Genomic DNA, 18,687 nt, shown 5'->3' with positions numbered 1-18,687 from the left:
GCGGCATGACATGCTGAGACGCGGATCTTGGTGTGAGTCGGGAGAGAGTGCGGCGGCGTGAGGGCAGCGGGACGCTCGGTGCGGACACGACTGCGGGACCGGATCGCGGCGTCCGACCCCGGGCTGCTGCGCCTGACCGCCGGGCTGCGGACGGTGGGCGCCATCGCCCTCACCCTGGCCGTGCTCGCCCTGCTGCGGGTGGATGTGCACCTGTTGGTGGCGGGGGCCATGGCGGCGATGGTCGCCACTTTCGCCATCCGGGAGAAGCAGCTCGGCGCCCAGGCCGTGACGCTGGCGCTGGGCCTGCCGGTGGCGCTGGTCTCCGTCTCCCTGGGCGCGGTGCTCAACGCGCGTCTCGCCGGGGACGTCTTCTTCGTCGTCCTGATCTTCTGCGCGGTCTACGGCCGCCGGTTCGGCGACCGCGGCACCGCGCTGGGGATGATCGGCTTCCAGGTCTACTTCCTGTCCCTGTTCGTCGGCGCCACCGTCTCCTCGCTGCCCGCACTGTGCGGGGCCATCGCCCTGGCGTTCTGCTCCAGTGCCCTGCTGCGCTTCGCGGTCGTGCCCGCGACGCCCGCGCGCGTCCTGATGAGGCTGCGGCTGGCCTTCCGCGCCCGGCTGGCCCAGCTGGTGTCCGCGCAGCTCGACCTCCTCGACGCCGGCCCGGACGAGATGGACAAGGCCCTCGACGCCGTGCGGGAGGGCACCGCGCGGCTGCACGAGACGGCGATGATGATCCAGGGGCGGCTGGAGGAGGGCACCCCGGACGAGTCGGCGGCGCGGCTCGTGCAGCGCCGGATCGCGGACGCCGAGATCGCCGCCGAGCGGCTCGGTCTGCTGCTGCTGACCGCCCGCAGTGCCGAACGGGCCGACACGCTCACCCTGCACCTGCCGGGCGCCCCGGCGCCGTCGGTGGGACAGACGGCGGTGCCGGACGAGTCCACCGCCACGCTCCGCCGTGATCTGCAGGCGCTGCGCACCCTCGTGCTGCGGGCCGGAAGCGGGGATGCGGGGACCGCGCTGGCCCACGTGCGCAACCGGCTCCTCGGCTACCGGGACGAGGAGAACCTGCCGTCCGCGCCAGCCGCCGTCCAGGACGTCTTCCGCGGCATCGGCGAGTCCGCGCGGTCGGTGCTGGGGCTGCGGATCGCGCTGGACGGTCCGCAGGACGAGTCGGACGACACTCCCGCCACGGCACGCTCACGCGAGGAACTGGACGCCGAGGACGCCGCGATCGACGGCGGCGAGGAGTCGGAGCCGGAGGAGCAGACGGGGCTGCGGCGGCCCACCACCCGCGCGGCGGTGCAGGTGGCGGTCGGGTCGACGCTGGCCATCGTGGGTGGCGAGCTGCTGTCCACGCAGCGCTGGTACTGGGCGGTGCTGACGTGCTGGATCGTTTTCCTCAACACCGAGTCGACAGGCGAGATCCTGGTCAAGGGCTATCGCCGGCTGCTGGGCACGGTGTTCGGGGTGGTGGGCGGCATCATCCTGGCGGGCCTGGTCGGGCAGCACACCTGGACGGCGTTCGCGCTGGTTCTGGTGCTGATCTTCGCGATGTTCTACACGGCGCCGCTGTCGTACACGCTGATGTCGTTCTTCGTCACCGCGATGCTGGGGCTGCTGTACACGCTGTTGCACACCTACAGCCTCGAGGTGCTGCTGCTGCGGGTGGAGGAGACGGCGCTCGGTGCGGCCTGCGGCGTCGTCGCGGCGGCGCTGGTCCTGCCGGTGCAGACGGACCGCCGTACGAACGAGCTGCTGGGCACCGTGCTGGACCGTCTGGCCGACGTCACCGAGGCCGCCGTCGGACAGCTCAGCGGCGGGCCGGCGGACGAACTGCTGGACAAGTCGCGCGATCTGGACCAGGCGCTGGCCGATCTGCGGGCCGCGACGCAGCCGCTGACGCATCCGGTCACGCCGCTGCGGGCCCGGCGGAACACGGCCCGGTACGTGGTGGCGCTGCTGGAGACCTGCGCGTATCACGCGCGGACGCTGGCGGCGACCGCGGAGCTGCTGCCCACGCATCCCTCGATCGCGGCGGACCCGCGGCTGCGCGGCGCCGCGGCTCGCACCGTGCGCAACATCGAGACCATCGCGGCCCGGGTCGCGGACCAGCACGCCGCCGCGCGGGTGGAGACCGGGCCGAGCATCGCCTCGCTGCTGGGGTCCGACGCCGGCACACCGCGCTACGGCCGGATCACCGACCGCGTGCTGCGGCACCTGGAGCGGCTGGACGAGGCCGTGGTGGGTCTCGCCCGGCCGCTGGGCGTTCCGGTGGCGGGGCCCCGGGGGTGAGCGGGTCCGGAGAGCACGGGCCGCCTCAGAAGTCCGTGGGCAGTCCGCTCACCTCGGCGATGCCGCGCAGCTCTTCCGTCTGCCTGTTGCGCTCCTTGATGTAGTCGGCGATCTCACCGAGGCGGACCGGGTCGGACGCCGTGGTCGCGTCCGTGACGATCCTGACCGGGCCGGTGTCGTCGACGTCGAGTTCGATCACTTCGTTGTCCAGGCGGCCGGTGACCGCGGTGGCGATGACGAGGGCCACCTCATCACGGACCTCCTGGGGCAGCTCGTCATTGGCCCCGGAGTCGAGCGCGAAGTCGAGGCTGGACAGGCGCTCCTCGTCGATCGCCTCGAGGACCGGTTCCACCACACGCATCAGGAGGCGGTAGTCCTCCGTGTCCATCCGGATGCGCAGGAGCTCCAGGTACACGTCCACGGGACGGCCGTCGTCTTGCGGAATCTCGGAATCGCTCATTCGTCTCGTGTTCCCCGCGCGGAGCCGATCAGACCCGTCGCCAGCGGGCCATGGCGAACGAGAAGACCCCGAAGAGCACGAGCCCGGCCGCGACGCACACCAGCAGCCAGGGGCCCAGCGGAGTGTCGGCGAAGGTGCGCAGGGTGTCGTCGAGGCCCTTGGCCCGGTCGGGCTGGTAGTCGATCGCCGCGCGGACGGCGAAGACGCCGGCCACGGCGAACACCAGCCCGCGGGCGGCGCCGCCGACCACGCCGGTGACGTCCACCAGCTGCCGGGTCCGGGGGCTCATCTGCCCCATGCGCAGCTTGTCGTGGTACTTGCGCAGCACCGCCCGTACCCCGATCCAGCCGCCGGCCGCGACGATCGCGATCCCGGCCGCGCCGACCAGCCACTGACCGGCGGGTATCTCCAGTGCCCTGGCGGTGACGTCCCGGGACTGCCGGTCGCTGGATCCGCCGCCGCCCTGGTCCCGGCTCGCCGCGAACGACAGCACGGAGTAGGCGACGAAGACGTAGAACGCGAAGCGAACCGCCGCCAGCAGCCGCTTGCGGGCGCTACGGCCGTCCTGGCCGACGGAGCCGAAGAGCGCCTCGGAAAGCCGCCACAAGGCCATGCCGACGAGCCCGATGCCCAGCACCCACAACAGAACCGCGCCGAAGGGCTTCTGCGACAGCTCCGCGAGTGCGCCGCCGCGGTCGGCCTGCTCGCCCGTGTCGCCGAAGGCGATCTGCAGGGCCAGCGCACCGACGAGCAGGTAGATCACGCCTCGGGCGGCGAGCCCCGCCCGTGCCGCCCCCTCGGTCACCGAGCCCCGCGCCGCCCGCCGGGCCTGGAATCGTCCGGTACGTGCTATCGCACTCGTGTTCATGTAGACCTCCCGGAGTCCGGATGCCCCGGGTTCGTCGCCGCATACGCGGTGTAGCCGCCGGGCCGGCGCCTTCCGGTCGGTGTGGGGTCAGAACGGCTGGAAGCCGGAACCCCGGCCGGCCCCCCTGCCCGGGGTGGGCCGGCCGGCTGGATGTCGCCCATGCCGGTGCCGACGCTGAGGGAGCCGGGGGGAGGCTCCGGGCACGCAAGAGGGCCCGGCCACGGCTGTCGCCGTCGGCCGGGCCCTGATGTGCCACCCGTTCCCCGTCGTGTCACCCCGACACGTACGTCACGCGGGCTCCGGGGTCGCCAGGCGGTTCTCGGTGGCGGTGAGCGGGGCGGTCCCGCGGGCCGCTGCCGGGGTGCTCGCGAGCCACTGGTGGGCGCGCTCGAGGGCGCCCTCGACGTCCCGGGTGCCGGTGGACACGCACAGCGTGTACGCCAGGTCGCGGGTCCGTGCGCTCCGGCCGGCCGGTCCGCCTGCGGCCTCGGCGGCCGACAGGGCCTCGTACTCGTCGACGAGGCGGCGCAGCACGGCGGGGTTGGGCCTCAGCATGTCTGGGTCGCTCCTGGTGGGTCGGTTGGTCAGGCCGTGGTGGAGGTGCCGCCGGTGCCCCGGCCGGCCGCGCGCTCTCCGAGGACTTCGTCCCGCACACGGGCGCAGCTGCGGCTGATGAGGCGGGAGACGTGCATCTGGGAGATGCCCAGCCGGTCGGCGATGCGGCTCTGTGTCATGTCCTCGAAGAACCGCATGTAGAGGATGGCCCGTTCGCGTTCCGGCAGTCGGCGCAGGCCTTCCTTGGCGGACTCGCGGTCGACCACGACGTCGTAGGACGAGTCCGACGCGCCGAGGGTGTCCGCGAGGCTGTAGCCGTCGTCGTCGGCCGAGAGCTCGGCGTCCAGCGACAGGGTGCTGAAGCTTTCCAGGGCCTCGATACCGGCACCGACCTCCTCCTCGGTCAGGCCGGTGTGGGCGGCGATGTCCGCCACCGAGGGCTCGGGGCTGCCCGGGTTCTGGGTGAGTTCACGGCGGGCCACCCGCACCTTGTTGCGCAGTTCCTGCACGCGACGGGGGACCCGCAGGGCCCACATACGGTCCCGGAAGTGCCGCTTGACCTCGCCGGTGATGGTCGGGACGGCGTAGCTCTCGAAGGCGCCCCGGCTCACGTCGAAGCGGTCGATGGCCTTGACCAGGCCCAGGGCGGCCACCTGCCGGAGGTCCTCGATCGACTCTCCGCGGTCGCGGAAGCGGCCGGCGATGCGGTGGGCCATGGGCAGCCACAGCGTGACGAGTTCGTCGCGAACGGCTTCCCGCTCGGGACCTTCCTCCAGCTCCGCCATCCGGGCGAAGAGCTCGGCGGTGTCCGGAGCGTCGTCGTGCCGCCGCCGGGTGGCGGTGGTCGCCGTTTCGGGCGTGCCGGGACGGTTCGTGGGCGTATCGATGAGCATGCGGATTCGCTCCTGAACAACGGGGGTTTCAGGGATTACCGCGGGAACGTCGCCGCCCGGATCGCCTGGAGGGCCTCCGGGGCAGCCATACCGCTCCCGCTGGCGCGCCTCCGGTCCGAAGCACGAAACTGCGACTGCCCTGGCCCCGGTGGAACAAACTCCACTTTGCAATGCAATCTGCCGGGAACCCTCACACGCTCTTCAGGAGAGGGGGACGACGGCGGTGATGCACTTGCCGCCGGCGGGCAGGTCGGACACGCGGACGTCGCGCGCCAGCCTGCAGACGATGGGCCATCCGTGACCGCCGTGCCGCATCCGTCCGTGCGGGTCGGCGGGCGGCGCGGTCACGGGCAGCTCGTCGCTGCCGTCACTCACCGAGACGCGCACGCCGGGACCGTCGATGTCGACCTGGAAGTCGGTGACGCCGCCGCCGTGCAGGATCGCGTTGGTCGTCAGCTCCGACGCGACCAGCAGCGCGTCGGACAGGGCGTCCACGTCACACGGGGTGTGGGTAGCCCGGCAGCGTTCGGCGACCACCCGCTCCACCGCCCGGCGCGCCTCGGCGGGTTTGCGCGGCCGGACACGGCCCGCACCGGGCGGCTCGAATACCGATTCGATCATGTGCTCCTCGCACATCCTTCAGCTCCCTGGTCGGTCAGGACGAAACCGGGTCCGACGCGTACCGTGGCCGCAGCACGGGCAGACCTCAGCTCACGGACCCGCTGTTTCCTTCCACCGCCCACGGCGTTGAGGGCGCACACCGCGCGAGCGCCGCGGGTTCTTTCTCTTCGGCTCACCTGTCGCCGCACCTGCAAACCTTCGGTTCGCCCGAAAAGCCCCCGGAAATGCGGCGGAAGGCCCCGGACGATCGCGAGTCGGTGCCATCCCCGGGCGTTGCGGGGGTACGCGTTCCGCATGACCGATGTGGTGGATTCTGATGAGCTCCTGCGGCGCATCCAGCGTGCGAGGGCGTGCGCGGTGCGCGAGGAGCGGGCATGGCGGAACAGGAGCGAGGAGCTGGGCGCGACCGACCCACAGGAGGCCAGGGACGCGACCGTACGGCAGATGTCCTACGAGGCGGTGCTCAGGGTGCTCGACGAGATCCTGACACCGGGCAAACACACAGCCGGGGGCTGACCGGGTGAGCCCGTGCCCGGTGCCGGGCACGGGCTGATTGCGGGGGCGGGTGCCGGGAACCCGGTGCGCATGACAGTCGACCACTCCCGCGCACCGGTTCTGGAAGCCCTGGACGAGTACCGCCGTAAGGGGCGGCTGTCCTTCACGCCGCCGGGACACAAGCAGGCCCGCGGTGCCGACCCGGCGGCGCGGGAGATCCTCGGCGACGCCGTCTTCCATGGCGACGTGCTGGCCTCGGGCGGTCTGGACGACCGGCTCACCCGGGGCCGGGTGCTCCAGCGGGCGCAGGAGCTGATGGCTGACGCGGTGCACGCCGAGCACACCTTCTTCAGCACGTGCGGCAGCTCCCTGTCGGTGAAGGCGGCGATGCTGTCGGTCGCGGGGCCGCACGAGAAGCTGCTGATCGGGCGGGACGCCCACAAGTCGGTGGTGGCGGGGCTGATCATCTCCGGGATCGAGCCCGTGTGGGTCGATCCCCGGTGGGACGCCGAGCGGCACTTGGCCCATCCGCCGTCCGCCGAGGAGTTCGACCGGGCCTTCGACGCCCATCCGGACGCCCGCGGCGCGCTGGTCACGAGCCCGACGCCGTACGGCGGCTGTGCGGACCTGCGGGCGATCGCCGACGTGTGCCACCGGCGTTCGCGACCGCTGATCGTGGACGAGGCCTGGGGCGCGCATCTGCCGTTCCATCCCGGGCTGCCGTCCTGGGCGATGGACGCGGGCGCGGACATCTGCGTGACCAGCATCCACAAGATGGGCAGCGGCCTGGAACAGGGTTCCGTCTTCCATCTCCAGGGCGACCTGGTCCCGCCGGCGCTGCTGGGGATGCGTGCGGACCTGCTGGGCACCACCAGCCCATCGGTGCTGATCTTCGCGGGTCTCGACGGCTGGCGGCGGCAGATGGCACTGCACGGCAAGGAGCTGATGGGCGGCGCGCTGGACCTCGCGGCCGAGGTCCGGGCCGCCATCGAGGAGATCGACGGGCTGCACGTCAACGGCCGGGACGACTTCTGCGGACCCGGCCTGTCCGACGACCTCGACCCGCTGCCCGGGGTCATCGATCTCGGCGGGCTCGGGATCACGGGCTTCCAGGCGGCGGACTGGCTGCGCGAGCACCGGCACATCGACGCGCACCTGGTGGACCACCGGCGTATCGGCGCGCAGATCACTCACGGCGACGACCGTGAGACGACCGGGCAGCTGCTCGACGCGCTGCGTGACCTCGCCGCGACCGCGCGGGACCTGCCCCGGGCGCCGCGCGTGGAGGTGCCCTCGCCCGCGGGGCTGCGGATGGAGCAGGCCGTGCTGCCCCGCGACGCCTTCTTCGGCCCGGCCGAGGACGTGCCTGTGGCCGAGGCGGCCGGGCGGGTCGCGGCCGAGATGATCACTCCGTACCCGCCGGGCATCCCGGCCGTCCTTCCGGGGGAGCTCCTCACCGAGCCGGTGCTGGCGTACCTGCGGACGGGACTGGCCGCGGGTATGCACCTGCCCGACCCCACGGATCCGGAGCTGGAGACGGTCCGGGTCCTCGCCGAGGACGCGCGGTGAAGTGAAACGGGTCACGAGGCCCGGTCCTGATGACGCGCGGGCACCGTAGATGGTTTATCGTTCATTCATACGTGGTGACGGAGTCGACCCACCGTCCTCCGTGCACCACCGCTTACGGCCCTGGCTGGTCTCCCCCGTCCAGCCAGGGCTTTCTCATGCGCGGAGAAAGTTCCGCACGCCGAGGTGCCCAGGGCCCCGCCAGCGGCTGAAATGGGCGTAGGCAACAGCACCGGATGTCGACCGCCGGCGAGGAGCTCCGCATGACCAAAGCGATCAAACTGCTGAACGCCCTGCCTCCGCCCCAGCGGCAGCGTCTGATGACGCTCGCGCGGGAGGTGTCCTTCCCCGAGGACGCACGGATCTTCGAGGCGGGCGGCACGGCCGACCGCTTCTGGGTCATACGCTCCGGCGCGGTCTCCCTGGACCAGCAGGTGAACTCCCTGCAGCGGGTGACGGTGGCCAGCCTCGGCGCGGGCGACCTGCTCGGCTGGTCCTGGCTGTTCCCTCCGCACACGTGGGACTTCGGGGCGGTGGCGTTCAGCCCCGTACGCGCCTACGAGTTCGACGCCGGGGCCGTGCTGCGGCTGTGCGAGGAGGATCCCGAGCTCGGGATGACCCTGGTGCGCTCGGTCGCCGAGGTGCTCGCGCACCGGCTGGAGATGACCCGGGGCAAGCTGATGGAGCAGTACACCCTGCACCGGCGGGGGGCCCTGTGAGACGTCGGACGCGGTAGCGCCGCCCCAGCCGCCGGGTGCTTCGCGGCCGGGTCTCAGCTTCCCGCGATGAGCAGGGCACCGAGCACGATCATGGTGGCGGCGACCAGGCCGTCCAGCACGCGCCAGGCGGCCGGCTTGGCGAGGAAGCGGCTGAGCATGCGGGCGCCGAAGCCGAGGGCGGTGAACCAGCACAGGCTCGCCAGCACCGCGCCGAGGCCGAACGTCCAGCGCAGCGGACCGTGGTCGGCGGCGACCGAGCCCAGCAGGAAGACGGTGTCGAGGTAGACGTGCGGATTGAGCCACGTCATCGCCAGGCAGGTGAGCACCGCCCGGCGGCGCGATCCGGCCGCTTCCCCCTCCGCCCGCAGCGCGCCACCGTCGGGCCGGAACACCCGGCGGGCGGCCAGGGCGCCGTAGCACAGCAGGAACGCCCCGCCGATCCAGCCGACGGCCGCCAGCGCGCCCGGCCACATCACCACCACCGCGCCCACCCCGCCCACCCCGAGCGTGATGAGGGCGGCGTCGGACAGGGCGCAGATGCCGACCACGGCGAGGACGGCGTCGCGGCGGATCCCCTGACGCAGGACGAAGGCGTTCTGGGCGCCGATGGCGACGATGAGTGACAGGCCGGTGCCGAATCCCGCGGCTGCGGCGGTGAGGGTGCTGGTCATGGCGTCGACGCTACGGACGGGACCCGATCCGGGTCCAGCTAAAGATTCTTACCTATCATTAGCTCACATGATGATGACCGATCTTCCCCTGGACCAGGTGCGGACCCTCCTCGCGGTCGTGGACGAGGGGACGTTCGACGCGGCGGCGGCCGCGCTGCACGTGACGCCGTCGGCGATCAGCCAGCGGGTGAAGGCGCTGGAGCAGCGCACCGGACGGGTCCTGCTGCTGCGGACCAAGCCGGTGCGGCCGACCGAGTCGGGCGAGGTGCTGGTGCGGCTGGCCCGCCAGGTGGCGCGGCTGGAGCACGACGCGTACGCGGAGCTCGGGCTGAGCGGGGCGGGGGAACCGATCCGGGTGTCGGTGGCCGTGAACGCCGACTCGCTCGCCACCTGGTTCCTCCCGGTGCTCACGCGCGTACCGGAGGAGTTGCGGCTCTGCTTCGAACTGCGCCGCGAGGACGAGGACCACACGGCGGCGCTGCTGCGCGAGGGCGTGGTGATGGCCGCGGTGACCTCGTCACCGGATCCCGTGCCGGGCTGTTCCGTACGGTCTCTGGGGCGGATGCGCTACCTCCCGGTGGCGGCGCCCGACTTCGCCGCCCGCAGGCTGGACGGCCCCTTGGAGCAGGTGCTGCTCGAAGCGCCCGTGGTGACCTTCGACCGGCGGGACGACCTCCAGGACGGCTTCGTCCGCCGGCTCACCCGGGGCCGGAGCGGCGCGAGCGCGCTGCGGCACTATGTGCCGACCTCCGAGGGCTTCGTCGATGCCGTCGCCGCGGGACTGGGCTGGGGCCTGGTGCCCGAGGCCCAGGCGGAGCCCCGCCTGCGCAGCGGCCGGCTCGTCCCACTCGCCGAGGGACGGGCCACCGACGTGCCGCTGTACTGGCAGCAGTGGAAGCTCGACTCCCCCGCACTGGCGCGGGTGGCGGAGACGGTGACGGCGACAGCGGCGGAAGCACTACGTGTCTGAGACCGGCTCCCTGGTGCCGTCCAGCCGTGCCGTCGCGCTGTCCAGCAGCATCTCCAGCGCCGTCGGGTAAGCGCTGGTGACCATGCGGGTGGCGAGCAGCGGTGCCGCCTCCGCGATGCGGGGGTGGGTGGTGGCGGGCAGGCGGGCGTACGCCGAACGCCACATCTCCTCGTCGGCCTGGAGTGATTGCCTCGGCAGGGCCAGCGAGGCGGCGTCGAGAGCGGCGATGCCGAGAGTGGTGTCGATGAAGGCGTGGTAGATGCGCACCGCGTCCGGCAGCGGGAAGCCCGCCGTGCGCAGGATGTCCAGGACGGCCTCGTCGGCCGCGAGTTCGTTGGCCCGGCCCGAGACCCGGCTGGCGGTGAGCACCGCCGCCTGCGGATGGGCCACGTAGGCGGCGTGGATGCGCAGCCCGACGGACCGCAGGTCCGCCCGCCACTCCCCCGTCGGCGCCCAGCCGCCGAGCGCCTGCCCGATCAGCGCGTCGCCGATGGCGAGCGTGAGGTCGTCCATGCCCCGGAAATACCGGTAGAGCGTGCTCGGATCGGCGTCCAGGGCCAGGCCCAGTCTGCGGGCGGACAGGCCGGCACTGCCGTGTTCGGCCAGCATGCGCAGCGCGGTCTCGACGATCAGTTCCTCCGACAGCACGGTGCCGCTCTTGGTGGGCCTGCGCCGGCGGCGTTTCTCCTCGGGCACCACGGGCTTCGGCACGGCAGCTCCCTCCTTATGCCAACGCCATTGACCTTAAGACACGGCGCGGCGTTGTATCTCCCCAAGGGCGCGCCACGTTCTTCGCAAATAGGGAGTTTCTGTCATGCGTGTACTGCTCGTGGGTGCCGGCGGTGTGGGCGGGGCGATCACCCGGATCGCGGCTCGGCGACGGTTCTTCGAGGCGATGGTGGTGGCCGACTACGACCCGGTCCGGGCCGAGGCGGCGGTCGCGGCGCTCGACGGTGACGCGCGGTTCACCGCCGAGCGGGTGGACGCGGGCGACGAGGCGGCGGTGGCCCGTCTGCTCGCGCGGCACCGCTGCGACGTGCTCCTCAACGCCACCGACCCTCGCTTCGTGATGCCCCTGTTCCGCGCGGCCCGCGCAGCGGGAACCACGTACGTCGACATGGCGGTGTCCCTGTCCCGCCCGCATGCCGAGCGGCCGTACCGGGAGTGCGGGGTCAAGCTGGGCGACGAGCAGTTCGCCCAGGCGGCCGACTGGGAGAAGGAGGGCGTGCTGGCCCTCGTCGGCATGGGCGTGGAGCCGGGCCTGTCGGACGTCTTCGCGCGGTACGCCGCCGATGAACTCTTCGACGAGATCGAGGAGATCGGCGTCCGCGACGGCGCGAACCTCACCGTCGACGGCTACGACTTCGCGCCCTCGTTCAGCATCTGGACCACCATCGAGGAATGCCTCAACCCTCCGGTCGTCTACGAGACCGGCCGGGGCTGGTTCACCACCGAACCCTTCAGCGAGCCCGAGGTCTTCGACTTCCCCGAGGGCATCGGCCCGGTGGAGTGCGTGAACGTGGAGCACGAGGAGGTGCTTCTCGTCCCGCGCTGGGTCGACGCGCGCCGGGTCACCTTCAAGTACGGCCTGGGGCGCGAGTTCATCGAGACGCTGAAGACACTGCGCCTGCTGGGCCTGGACCGCACGGAACCGGTCACCGTGCCGGGGCCGGACGGCCCGGTGGCCGTCTCGCCGCGGGACGTGGTCGCCTCCTGCCTGCCCGACCCCGCGACGCTGGGCGAGCGGATGCACGGCAAGACCTGCGCGGGCACGTGGGTGCGGGGCGTCAGGGACGGGGCGCCGCGCGAGGTGTACCTCTACCACGTGGTCGACAACCAGTGGTCGATGGCGGAGTACGGCTCACAGGCCGTGGTGTGGCAGACCGCCGTCAACCCCGTCGTCGCGCTCGAACTCCTCGCCGCCGGCGCGTGGTCCGGCGCGGGCGTGCTCGGCCCGGAGGCGTTCCCGGCCCGCCCGTTCCTGGACATGCTGGCGGCCTACGGCTCCCCGTGGGGCATGCGGGAGCAGTGACCGGATGTCCGAGGAACCGCTGTTTCACAAGGGATCGACAGGTGACCCGAAGAGGAGTAATCATCCCAACGGGCACGTTTCTACTGTGATGCAGGTGACTTCGATGGACAACTGGCGAGACCACGCTGCCTGCCGGCACGAGGACCCCGAACTCTTCTTCCCGATCGGCACCTCGGGCCCGGCCCTGCTGCAGACAGAGCAGGCCAAGGCGGTGTGCCGGCGCTGCCCCGTCCAGGACCAGTGCCTGGAATGGGCCATGGACACGGGGCAGTCCATCGGCGTGTGGGGTGGCACCAGCGAGACGGAACGGCGTGCGCTGAAGCGGCGCGCGGCCGCCCGGCGCCGCTCCGGCTGAGGTCCGACATCCCCTGGGGGATCAGCTGCGGCGCAGCGTCCCCCAGGGGTTTTCCTGCCGGGACACCTCTGCCTGCGCCTCGTCGATCACCTGCTGGTCGATCCAGCTCATCGGCCGGGCGTCGGTGACCAGCGGTTCGTTGTCGGGTCCGCGGCCCGTCTCCCGGCCCGTGAGCACCCAGGGCCGGACGCCCGGCCCCTTCTCGTGCGGCAGATGGGCGTAGTCGTGCAGGCGGCGGGCCACCCACACCCGGACGGGCCGGTCCTCCCACCACTCCTCGACGTCGAGCGGGTTGGCGGACAGGCCCGGCATGGCGACGCCCGTCAGCTCGTCCGTGCTGGACACTTCGCGGAGATCGGCCCCCGGGCCGCGCGACCAGCGGACGTACAGGCCCTGGTGCCGTTCGACGAGCTCGGTGAGTTCGTCGAGTGTGCGCACGACCGGCAGGTCGTCCGGTCCACTCATGTCGTGACCTCCTCCCTCGGCGCTGTCAGGCGGACGGAGTACCCGCCCGGCGCGAGCGGAATCGGCCGTTCGGCACGGCGCGCCGACGACACCGGGCCGGGGTTGAGCCGGGCCGGGGTTAAGGTCGCGGCAAATCCGTCCGTCGCCGAAGGGGCCGACCATGAGCGTTCGCGTGCGCCGCGTCTATGAACCGCCCGAGCCGGAGGACGGGGTGCGCGTGCTGGTCGACCGGCTGTGGCCGCGGGGACTGGCCAAGGACGCGGCGCGGGTGGACGAGTGGCCGAAGGCGATCACCCCGTCGACGGAACTGCGCCGCTGGTACCACTCCGGCGAGGCCTCGTACGAGACGTTCGCGGAGCGGTACGAGGCGGAGCTCGCCACCGACGAGGCGACCGAGGCGCTCGGACGGGTGCGTGACCTGGTCCGGGAGGGCGAGGTGACGCTGCTGACCGCGTCGAAGACGCCGGAGCGGAGCCATGCCACGGTGCTGGCCCGCCTCCTCGAGGGGTGAGACGGGCCGTCCCGTACGGTCGTCAGGCGGTCTGCTTCGCCGCCGCGCGGCCCGCCGCCCGCCCCGAGAAGAGGCAGCCGCCGAGGAAGGTGCCCTCCAGGGCGTTGTAGCCGTGGACACCGCCGCCGCCGAACCCGGCGACCTCACCTGCGGCGTACAACCCCTCCAGCGGCTTGCCGTCGGCTCCCAGGGCGCGGGAGTCGAGGTCGGTCTGGATGCCGCCGAGCGTCTTGCGGGTGAGGATGTGCAGCTTGACGCCGATGAGGGGGCCGGCCGCCGGGTCGAGGATGCGGTGCGGGGTGGCGACCCGGCCGAGGCGGTCGCCGATGTAGCGGCGGGCGTTGCGGATGCCCTGCACCTGGGCGTCCTTGGCGTAGGGGTTGGCGATCTGGAGGTCGCGGGCCTCGATCTGGCGCTTGATCTCGGCCGCGTCGAGGAGCGGTTTGTCGGTGAGCTCGTTCATCTTCGCGACGAGTTGTTCGACGCCGGGCGCGGTCACGAAGTCGGCGCCCTTGCGCAGGAACGCGTCGACCGGCCCCGGAGCGCCCTTGCCGAGGATGCGTTCCTTGAGGAACCCGGCCCGGTCCTTGGCGGTGATGTCGGGGTTCTGCTCCGAGCCCGACAGCGCGAACTCCTTCTCGATGATCTTCTGGCTGAGGATGAACCAGGAGTGGTCGTACCCGGCGATGTCCTCGGTGGTGCGCAGGTGCTTCAGGGTGCCGAGGGTGTCGTAGCCGGGCAGGTACGGCCCGGGCAGGCGGCGGCCGAGGGCGTCGAACCACATCGAGGACGGTCCGGGCAGGATGCGGATGCCGTGACCGGGCCAGATCGGGTCCCAGTTCTGCAGGCCCTCGGTGTAGTGCCACATGCGGTCCCGGTTGACCAGCCGCACACCCGCCTCGGCGCTGATGTCGAGCATCCGGCCGTCGACGTAGGCGGGGACGCCGGTGACCATCTCCTTCGGCGGGGTGCCGAGGCGCTCGGGCCAGTAGCGGCGGACGATGTCGTGGTTGGCGCCGATGCCGCCGCTGGTGACGATGACGGCCTGGGCGGTGAGCTCGAACTCGCCGATGGGGTCGCGGTTGGAGGCGACACCGCGGGGTGAGCGGTCCTCGGCCAGGACCGTGCCGCGCACGCCGCGGGCGGTGCCGTCGTCGACGACCAGGGCGTCGACGCGGTGGCGGTGATGGAAGGTGAGCAGGCCGTCGCGCGCGGCCTGCCTGGCGTACCGGACGAAGGGTTCGACGACGCCGGTGCCGGTGCCCCAGGCGATGTGGAAGCGGGGCACGGTGTTGCCGTGCCCGTGGGCGGTGAGGTCGCCGCGCTCGGCCCAGCCGACGGTGGGCAGGAACGTGATGCCGTGCCCGTTCAGCCAGGACCGCTTCTCCCCGGCCGCGAACTCGACATAGGCGCGTGCCCAGCGCACGGCCCAGGTGTCCTCGTCGTCGAGCCGGTCGAAGCCCGCGCTGCCCCGCCAGTCGCTCCAGGCGAGGTCGAAGGAGTCCGTGATGCCCAGGCGGCGCTGCTCCGGTGAGTCGACGAGGAACAGCCCGCCGAAGGACCAGAAGGCCTGTCCGCCGAGGTTGGCGGCGTTCTCCTGGTCGACGAGGGCGACCCTCCGGCCCCTGCTGGTCAGTTCGTGTGCCGCGACCAGGCCGGCGAGGCCCGCTCCGACGACGATGACGTCGGCATCCATGGCGACCGTTCCCTTCTTCAGTTCTCGGAGTGATCGGGGGTGCCGCTGCCGTCGGTCAGCAGGGCCGTGAGGAGTTGCTTCAGCCAGGAGCGGGCGCGACGGACGTCCCGGTCCAGCAGCAGTTGGGTGGTGACGCCGTCGTAGGCCGCGACCACGGCGTGGGCAGCGGCGTCGGTGTCACCGAGCACGGCGGGCAGCGCGGTGTGTCCCCGGGCGCGGGCGAGCCGGTCGGCGATGGCCTGCCGCAGCCGAGCGCGGTGTTCCAGCAGGCTCTGCGCCACCTCCGGGTCACGGGCGGCGTACACCAGGAAGTCCGTCTTCACCAGGAGCCAGTCACGGTCGAGGAGCAGCACCTCCGTGACGCGGTCGACGGCGGCCGGCACGTCGAGGCCGGGCCCGTCGAGGGAGAGGGCGTCGGAGACCTGCTCCGCGATCAGGTCGGCACGCTCGCGGTAGAGAGCGAAGAACAGCTCGTCGAGGCTGGAGAAGTTGGAGTAGAAAGCGCCCCTGCTGTAGCCGGCGGCCTCGCAGACCTCTTCGATCGAGACGCGCCCGAAGCCCTTGGCTGCGAACACGGAGAACGCCGCCTGGAGGAGCTTGGCGCGGGTGTGGACACGGCGCCTGGTCACCCGCCCGGTGCTTTCCTCCGCGGCCATGTCCGACCCCCTTTCGATACACGACTGTATTCGATACAGCGATGCATCGAAAGCGCGCCTCTCCATGGAACGTGTTTTCGATTAATGGGTACGCTGAACGCATGCACCTCCAGGGCTCCCTCTTCGACCAGGCCGACGAGCTGCGCCTCGGCCCTCTCGACGAGACCAGCCGTACCCACCTGGGTTTCGGCGCCTGGCTCGACGTCCTGCCCGGGTGGCTCCACGGTTCCGACGCACTGTTCGAACAGCTGGCCGCCGAGGTTCCGTGGCGGGCGGAGCGGCGGAAGATGTACGACCAGGTCGTCGACGTGCCCCGGCTGCTCGCCTTCTACGGCGCCGAGGACCGTTTGCCGCACCCGGTGCTCACCGACGCGCGGGACGCGCTGAGCGCGCACTACGGCGAGGAACTGGGCGAGCCGTTCACCACGGCCGGGCTCTGCTACTACCGGGACGGCCGGGACAGTGTGGCCTGGCACGGCGACCGGATCGGGCGCGGTGCGCGCGAGGACACGATGGTCGCGATCCTGTCCCTCGGAGCGCCGCGTGATCTGCTGCTGCGCCCGATGCGGGGCGGTCGCGACACGGTGCGCCGCCCGCTGGGCCACGGCGACCTCGTTGTGATGGGCGGCTCCTGCCAGCGCACCTGGGAGCACTCGATACCCAAGAGCACGCGTGCCACGGGCCCACGGATCAGCGTCCAGTTCCGGCCGCACGGCGTGCACTGAGACGGGACGTGCTTGCCGAAGCGGCAAAAGGCTTGGCGTTTGTCGCCGTGGGCGTCGGACGATCGCTGGACCGAGCGCCTCATTCCTGACCGCGGGAGGATCCATGCCGCAGATGTCCGCCGTCGACCGCACCCATCGCCTGGTGCCTTCACCGGCCGGCCGCCTCCACCTCGTCGAGCAGGGTGACGGGCCACTGGTACTGCTTCTGCACGGGTTTCCCGAATCCTGGTACGCGTGGCGGCACCAGTTGCCGGCCCTGGCCGCGGCCGGCTGTCGCGCGGTGGCCGTCGACGTACGCGGCTACGGACGCTCCTCCCGGCCCGCGGCCGTGGAGGCCTACCGGATGCTGGAGCTGGTGGAGGACAACGTCGCCGTGGTGGAGGCGCTGGGCGAACGGTCCGCGGTCGTCGTCGGGCACGACTGGGGTGCCACGATCGCCGCGACCTCCGCGCTGGTCCGGCCCGACGTGTTCCGCGCGGTGGGGCTGCTGAGCGTGCCCTACACACCGCCCGGCGGCCCCAGGCCCAGTGAGGTCTTCGCGCGGATGGGCGGCGAGGAGGAGTTCTACGTCTCCTACTTCCAGCGGCCCGGGCGGGCCGAGGCGGAGGTCGAACCCGACGTACGCGGCTGGCTCGCGGGCTTCTACGCCGCCCTGTCCGCCGACACGACGCCCGTGGCCGATCCGCACTTCGTGGCGCGCGGGGGGAGGCTGCGCGACCGGTTCCCCGCCGACCGGCTGCCGCACTGGCTGAGCGAGGCCGACCTGGACGTCTTCGCCGGGGAGTTCGAACGGACGGGGATGACCGGCGCCCTGAACCGGTACCGGAACATGGACCGGGACTGGGAGGACCTGGCGGACTTCGCCGGGGCCCCGATCAGACAGCCTTCGCTGTTCATCGGCGGCGGCCTGGACGCCTCCACGACCTGGCTGGCGGCGGCGATCGAGTCGTTCCCGGCCACCCTCCCCGGACTGACGGCCTCTCACATCCTCGACGGCTGCGGGCACTTCGTCCAGCAGGAACGTGCGGCGGAGACCAACCGGCTCCTGATCGACTGGCTCGCTGGTCTTCCCTGACCGCGGGCCGGGGCCCTCCGCGCCGCTCGCGAAGGGCCCCGACGGTGTCCTGCCGGCACGATGGAGCCGGCTCAGACCTCCAGGTCGGCCTCGATCCGGCGGAGCTGGTGGCGGGCCATCGCCAGGTTGGCCCGGCTTCCGTCGAGCACGAGGTAGAGGAACAGCCCGCTGCCGCCGCGCCCCTTGAGCAGGCGGATGAGGTGGTACTGCGTGTTCAGGGTGATCAGGATGTCCTCGATCTCCTCCTTCAGACCCAGGTGTTCCATGGTGCGCAGCTTGGCCCGTACGACGTCGGTGTTGCCGGCCGCGGCGACTTCCAGGTCGAAGTCCTTGCTGCCGCCGAGGGTGCCGAGGGCCATGCCGCTGGTGTAGTCGACGAGGGCGGCGGCCGTCGCTCCGTCGATGGAGCTCAGGCATTCCTTCAGCGCGGTCTCCGTGTTCGCCATCAGTCGGTTCCTTTCGTTCGCTGTTGCTTCGTTCGGTGTTCGGTGTTCGGTGTTCGTTCGGTCGGTCGGTCCGGAGGTTCCGGCGGCTCAGGTCCCGGTCTGCGGGCGCGGCTGGTGAGTGGGCCGCTGCGGGGTGCGTACCGGGAGGGTGCCGATGGGGCGGGCCGTGGCCGGGGGCGCCGTGGCGAGGTGTTCGGCGGGCGCGGGCCGGTCGGCGTGGCGGCCGGTGCCTGGGCCTACCCGGGTGGCCAGCAGGTCGGCGATCCGGGCGCCGCTGCGCCGGCCCTCCAGGTGCAGGCGGCCGACGTTGACCCGGTCTTCGGCGAGGAGGGTGAGGACGGCGGTCGTTCCGGCCGCGTACGTGGCGACGTAGCCCCGGGAGCCGCGCACCAGCAGTTCACGGAACTCGCCGCGGCCGGCGGCGTCGGTCATGCGGTAGGCGACGCCGAGGGCGGCGGCGGTGAGGGCCGCGAGTCCCTCCGGTTCGGTCTCCGGCACGTCGTGGGCGAGGACCAGTCCGTCGACGGTGGCCGCGAGGGAGCCCGTCAGCCGGGGTACGCGGGTGCGGAGCCGCCGCAGTTCGTCCAGGACGTCGGTCTCGACGGCCATGAGC

22 protein-coding genes are annotated in these 18,687 nt (G+C 72.1%); 10 read left to right on the top strand and 12 right to left on the bottom strand.

Going from position 1 to position 18,687, the window contains the following annotated elements:
- Positions 1-57 precede the first annotated feature (57 nt).
- Positions 58-2,295, top strand: coding sequence for an FUSC family protein (locus IE97_RS0125195; protein ID WP_030244863.1), 2,238 nt, complete (start codon positions 58-60; stop codon positions 2,293-2,295).
- Between the two features lie 25 nt (positions 2,296-2,320).
- Here the strand turns inward: IE97_RS0125195 and IE97_RS0125190 are convergent, their stop codons facing one another.
- From IE97_RS0125190 to IE97_RS0125170, 5 genes are all read right to left on the bottom strand, one after another.
- The gene (locus tag IE97_RS0125190) at positions 2,321-2,755 is read right to left on the bottom strand and encodes a hypothetical protein (RefSeq protein WP_030244861.1); all 435 of its coding nucleotides are present in this window, start codon (positions 2,753-2,755) and stop codon (positions 2,321-2,323) included.
- Positions 2,756-2,783: 28 nt separating this feature from the next.
- Positions 2,784-3,623, bottom strand: a complete 840-nt coding sequence (locus tag IE97_RS0125185; RefSeq protein ID WP_030244858.1) for a DUF1206 domain-containing protein — start codon at positions 3,621-3,623, stop codon at positions 2,784-2,786.
- A gap of 288 nt (positions 3,624-3,911) precedes the next feature.
- The gene (locus IE97_RS0125180; RefSeq protein ID WP_030244855.1) at positions 3,912-4,178 is read right to left on the bottom strand and encodes a DUF5133 domain-containing protein; all 267 of its coding nucleotides are present in this window, start codon (positions 4,176-4,178) and stop codon (positions 3,912-3,914) included.
- Between the two features lie 29 nt (positions 4,179-4,207).
- Positions 4,208-5,071 (bottom strand): SigB/SigF/SigG family RNA polymerase sigma factor, encoded by an 864-nt coding sequence (locus IE97_RS0125175; protein WP_030244852.1) that lies wholly within the window; start codon positions 5,069-5,071, stop codon positions 4,208-4,210.
- A gap of 201 nt (positions 5,072-5,272) precedes the next feature.
- Positions 5,273-5,707, bottom strand: coding sequence for an ATP-binding protein (locus IE97_RS0125170; RefSeq protein WP_030244851.1), 435 nt, complete (start codon positions 5,705-5,707; stop codon positions 5,273-5,275).
- Positions 5,708-5,986: 279 nt separating this feature from the next.
- Between IE97_RS0125170 and IE97_RS0125165 the strand changes: the two genes are divergently transcribed.
- The 3 genes from IE97_RS0125165 to IE97_RS0125155 all read left to right on the top strand — a co-directional run bounded on the left by IE97_RS0125165 (position 5,987) and on the right by IE97_RS0125155 (position 8,472).
- A complete protein-coding gene (locus tag IE97_RS0125165; RefSeq protein WP_030244847.1) occupies positions 5,987-6,208 on the top strand; it encodes a hypothetical protein in 222 nt (73 codons plus the stop codon).
- A gap of 69 nt (positions 6,209-6,277) precedes the next feature.
- Positions 6,278-7,756, top strand: coding sequence for an aminotransferase class I/II-fold pyridoxal phosphate-dependent enzyme (locus IE97_RS0125160; protein ID WP_030244844.1), 1,479 nt, complete (start codon positions 6,278-6,280; stop codon positions 7,754-7,756).
- A 260-nt stretch (positions 7,757-8,016) separates the two neighbouring features.
- Entirely contained in the window at positions 8,017-8,472 is a 456-nt protein-coding gene (locus IE97_RS0125155; RefSeq protein WP_030244840.1) for a cyclic nucleotide-binding domain-containing protein, read from the top strand.
- A gap of 53 nt (positions 8,473-8,525) precedes the next feature.
- Here IE97_RS0125155 and IE97_RS0125150 read toward each other — a convergent pair whose 3' ends face one another.
- Entirely contained in the window at positions 8,526-9,143 is a 618-nt protein-coding gene (locus IE97_RS0125150; protein ID WP_030244837.1) for a LysE/ArgO family amino acid transporter, read from the bottom strand.
- A 70-nt stretch (positions 9,144-9,213) separates the two neighbouring features.
- On the opposite strand from IE97_RS0125150, the gene IE97_RS0125145 reads away from it, so the two are divergent.
- Positions 9,214-10,113 (top strand): LysR family transcriptional regulator ArgP, encoded by a 900-nt coding sequence (locus tag IE97_RS0125145; RefSeq protein ID WP_030244833.1) that lies wholly within the window; start codon positions 9,214-9,216, stop codon positions 10,111-10,113.
- Here IE97_RS0125145 and IE97_RS0125140 read toward each other — a convergent pair.
- Positions 10,102-10,824 (bottom strand): TetR/AcrR family transcriptional regulator, encoded by a 723-nt coding sequence (locus IE97_RS0125140; protein ID WP_030244831.1) that lies wholly within the window; start codon positions 10,822-10,824, stop codon positions 10,102-10,104. The two genes, IE97_RS0125145 and IE97_RS0125140, sit on opposite strands and share 12 nt — an antisense overlap.
- 103 nt (positions 10,825-10,927) lie before the next feature.
- Here IE97_RS0125140 and IE97_RS0125135 point away from each other — a divergent pair, with 103 nt between their 5' ends.
- Positions 10,928-12,145 carry a saccharopine dehydrogenase family protein gene (locus tag IE97_RS0125135; protein WP_030244829.1) on the top strand — a complete coding sequence of 406 codons (1,218 nt, stop codon included), beginning with the start codon at positions 10,928-10,930 and terminating at the stop codon, positions 12,143-12,145.
- 103 nt (positions 12,146-12,248) lie between these two features.
- Complete coding sequence (locus IE97_RS0125130) at positions 12,249-12,500, top strand: WhiB family transcriptional regulator (RefSeq protein WP_030244825.1); 252 nt, start codon at positions 12,249-12,251, stop codon at positions 12,498-12,500.
- Between the two features lie 21 nt (positions 12,501-12,521).
- On the opposite strand, the gene IE97_RS0125125 is transcribed toward IE97_RS0125130, so the two are convergent.
- Positions 12,522-12,965, bottom strand: a complete 444-nt coding sequence (locus IE97_RS0125125; RefSeq protein WP_030244823.1) for a DUF6098 family protein — start codon at positions 12,963-12,965, stop codon at positions 12,522-12,524.
- A 160-nt stretch (positions 12,966-13,125) separates the two neighbouring features.
- Between IE97_RS0125125 and IE97_RS0125120 the strand changes: the two genes are divergently transcribed.
- On the top strand, positions 13,126-13,476 hold the full coding sequence (locus IE97_RS0125120) for a DUF488 domain-containing protein (protein ID WP_030244820.1): 351 nt from the start codon (positions 13,126-13,128) through the stop codon (positions 13,474-13,476).
- 22 nt (positions 13,477-13,498) lie between these two features.
- On the opposite strand, the gene IE97_RS0125115 is transcribed toward IE97_RS0125120, so the two are convergent.
- On the bottom strand, positions 13,499-15,172 hold the full coding sequence (locus tag IE97_RS0125115; RefSeq protein ID WP_030244818.1) for an FAD-binding dehydrogenase: 1,674 nt from the start codon (positions 15,170-15,172) through the stop codon (positions 13,499-13,501).
- 17 nt (positions 15,173-15,189) lie between these two features.
- On the bottom strand, positions 15,190-15,828 hold the full coding sequence (locus IE97_RS0125110) for a TetR/AcrR family transcriptional regulator (protein ID WP_030244815.1): 639 nt from the start codon (positions 15,826-15,828) through the stop codon (positions 15,190-15,192).
- Positions 15,829-15,929: 101 nt separating this feature from the next.
- Here IE97_RS0125110 and IE97_RS0125105 point away from each other — a divergent pair, with 101 nt between their 5' ends.
- Both IE97_RS0125105 and IE97_RS0125100 read left to right on the top strand, forming a co-directional pair.
- On the top strand, positions 15,930-16,553 hold the full coding sequence (locus tag IE97_RS0125105; RefSeq protein WP_030244813.1) for an alpha-ketoglutarate-dependent dioxygenase AlkB: 624 nt from the start codon (positions 15,930-15,932) through the stop codon (positions 16,551-16,553).
- 103 nt (positions 16,554-16,656) lie between these two features.
- Complete coding sequence (locus IE97_RS0125100; protein ID WP_030244811.1) at positions 16,657-17,628, top strand: alpha/beta fold hydrolase; 972 nt, start codon at positions 16,657-16,659, stop codon at positions 17,626-17,628.
- A 71-nt stretch (positions 17,629-17,699) separates the two neighbouring features.
- On the opposite strand, the gene IE97_RS0125095 is transcribed toward IE97_RS0125100, so the two are convergent.
- Positions 17,700-18,074 (bottom strand): hypothetical protein, encoded by a 375-nt coding sequence (locus IE97_RS0125095; RefSeq protein ID WP_030244809.1) that lies wholly within the window; start codon positions 18,072-18,074, stop codon positions 17,700-17,702.
- 87 nt (positions 18,075-18,161) lie between these two features.
- Positions 18,162-18,683 carry a roadblock/LC7 domain-containing protein gene (locus IE97_RS0125090; RefSeq protein WP_030244806.1) on the bottom strand — a complete coding sequence of 174 codons (522 nt, stop codon included), beginning with the start codon at positions 18,681-18,683 and terminating at the stop codon, positions 18,162-18,164.
- Between the last annotated feature and the right edge of the window lie 4 nt (positions 18,684-18,687).

Origin of the sequence: Streptomyces sp. NRRL S-455 (assembly GCF_000717875.1) — a bacterium.
Lineage (GTDB): Bacteria > Actinomycetota > Actinomycetes > Streptomycetales > Streptomycetaceae > Streptomyces.
Note: the sequence above shows the minus strand (reverse complement) of the source record. Positions and strands in the feature narration are given on the sequence as shown.

Coding starts and splice junctions, on each gene's coding strand:
- IE97_RS0125155 (WP_030244840.1), top strand. CDS start 8,017: ATGACCAAAGCGATCAAACTGCTGAACGCCCTGCCTCCGCCCCAGCGG.
- IE97_RS0125100 (WP_030244811.1), top strand. CDS start 16,657: ATGCCGCAGATGTCCGCCGTCGACCGCACCCATCGCCTGGTGCCTTCA.
- IE97_RS0125170 (WP_030244851.1), bottom strand. CDS start 5,707: ATGTGCGAGGAGCACATGATCGAATCGGTATTCGAGCCGCCCGGTGCG.
- IE97_RS0125135 (WP_030244829.1), top strand. CDS start 10,928: ATGCGTGTACTGCTCGTGGGTGCCGGCGGTGTGGGCGGGGCGATCACC.
- IE97_RS0125115 (WP_030244818.1), bottom strand. CDS start 15,172: ATGGATGCCGACGTCATCGTCGTCGGAGCGGGCCTCGCCGGCCTGGTC.
- IE97_RS0125165 (WP_030244847.1), top strand. CDS start 5,987: ATGACCGATGTGGTGGATTCTGATGAGCTCCTGCGGCGCATCCAGCGT.
- IE97_RS0125095 (WP_030244809.1), bottom strand. CDS start 18,074: ATGGCGAACACGGAGACCGCGCTGAAGGAATGCCTGAGCTCCATCGAC.
- IE97_RS0125145 (WP_030244833.1), top strand. CDS start 9,214: ATGATGACCGATCTTCCCCTGGACCAGGTGCGGACCCTCCTCGCGGTC.
- IE97_RS0125185 (WP_030244858.1), bottom strand. CDS start 3,623: ATGAACACGAGTGCGATAGCACGTACCGGACGATTCCAGGCCCGGCGG.
- IE97_RS0125160 (WP_030244844.1), top strand. CDS start 6,278: ATGACAGTCGACCACTCCCGCGCACCGGTTCTGGAAGCCCTGGACGAG.
- IE97_RS0125110 (WP_030244815.1), bottom strand. CDS start 15,828: ATGGCCGCGGAGGAAAGCACCGGGCGGGTGACCAGGCGCCGTGTCCAC.
- IE97_RS0125120 (WP_030244820.1), top strand. CDS start 13,126: ATGAGCGTTCGCGTGCGCCGCGTCTATGAACCGCCCGAGCCGGAGGAC.
- IE97_RS0125090 (WP_030244806.1), bottom strand. CDS start 18,683: ATGGCCGTCGAGACCGACGTCCTGGACGAACTGCGGCGGCTCCGCACC.
- IE97_RS0125125 (WP_030244823.1), bottom strand. CDS start 12,965: ATGAGTGGACCGGACGACCTGCCGGTCGTGCGCACACTCGACGAACTC.
- IE97_RS0125175 (WP_030244852.1), bottom strand. CDS start 5,071: ATGCTCATCGATACGCCCACGAACCGTCCCGGCACGCCCGAAACGGCG.
- IE97_RS0125150 (WP_030244837.1), bottom strand. CDS start 9,143: ATGACCAGCACCCTCACCGCCGCAGCCGCGGGATTCGGCACCGGCCTG.
- IE97_RS0125130 (WP_030244825.1), top strand. CDS start 12,249: ATGGACAACTGGCGAGACCACGCTGCCTGCCGGCACGAGGACCCCGAA.
- IE97_RS0125105 (WP_030244813.1), top strand. CDS start 15,930: ATGCACCTCCAGGGCTCCCTCTTCGACCAGGCCGACGAGCTGCGCCTC.
- IE97_RS0125190 (WP_030244861.1), bottom strand. CDS start 2,755: ATGAGCGATTCCGAGATTCCGCAAGACGACGGCCGTCCCGTGGACGTG.
- IE97_RS0125180 (WP_030244855.1), bottom strand. CDS start 4,178: ATGCTGAGGCCCAACCCCGCCGTGCTGCGCCGCCTCGTCGACGAGTAC.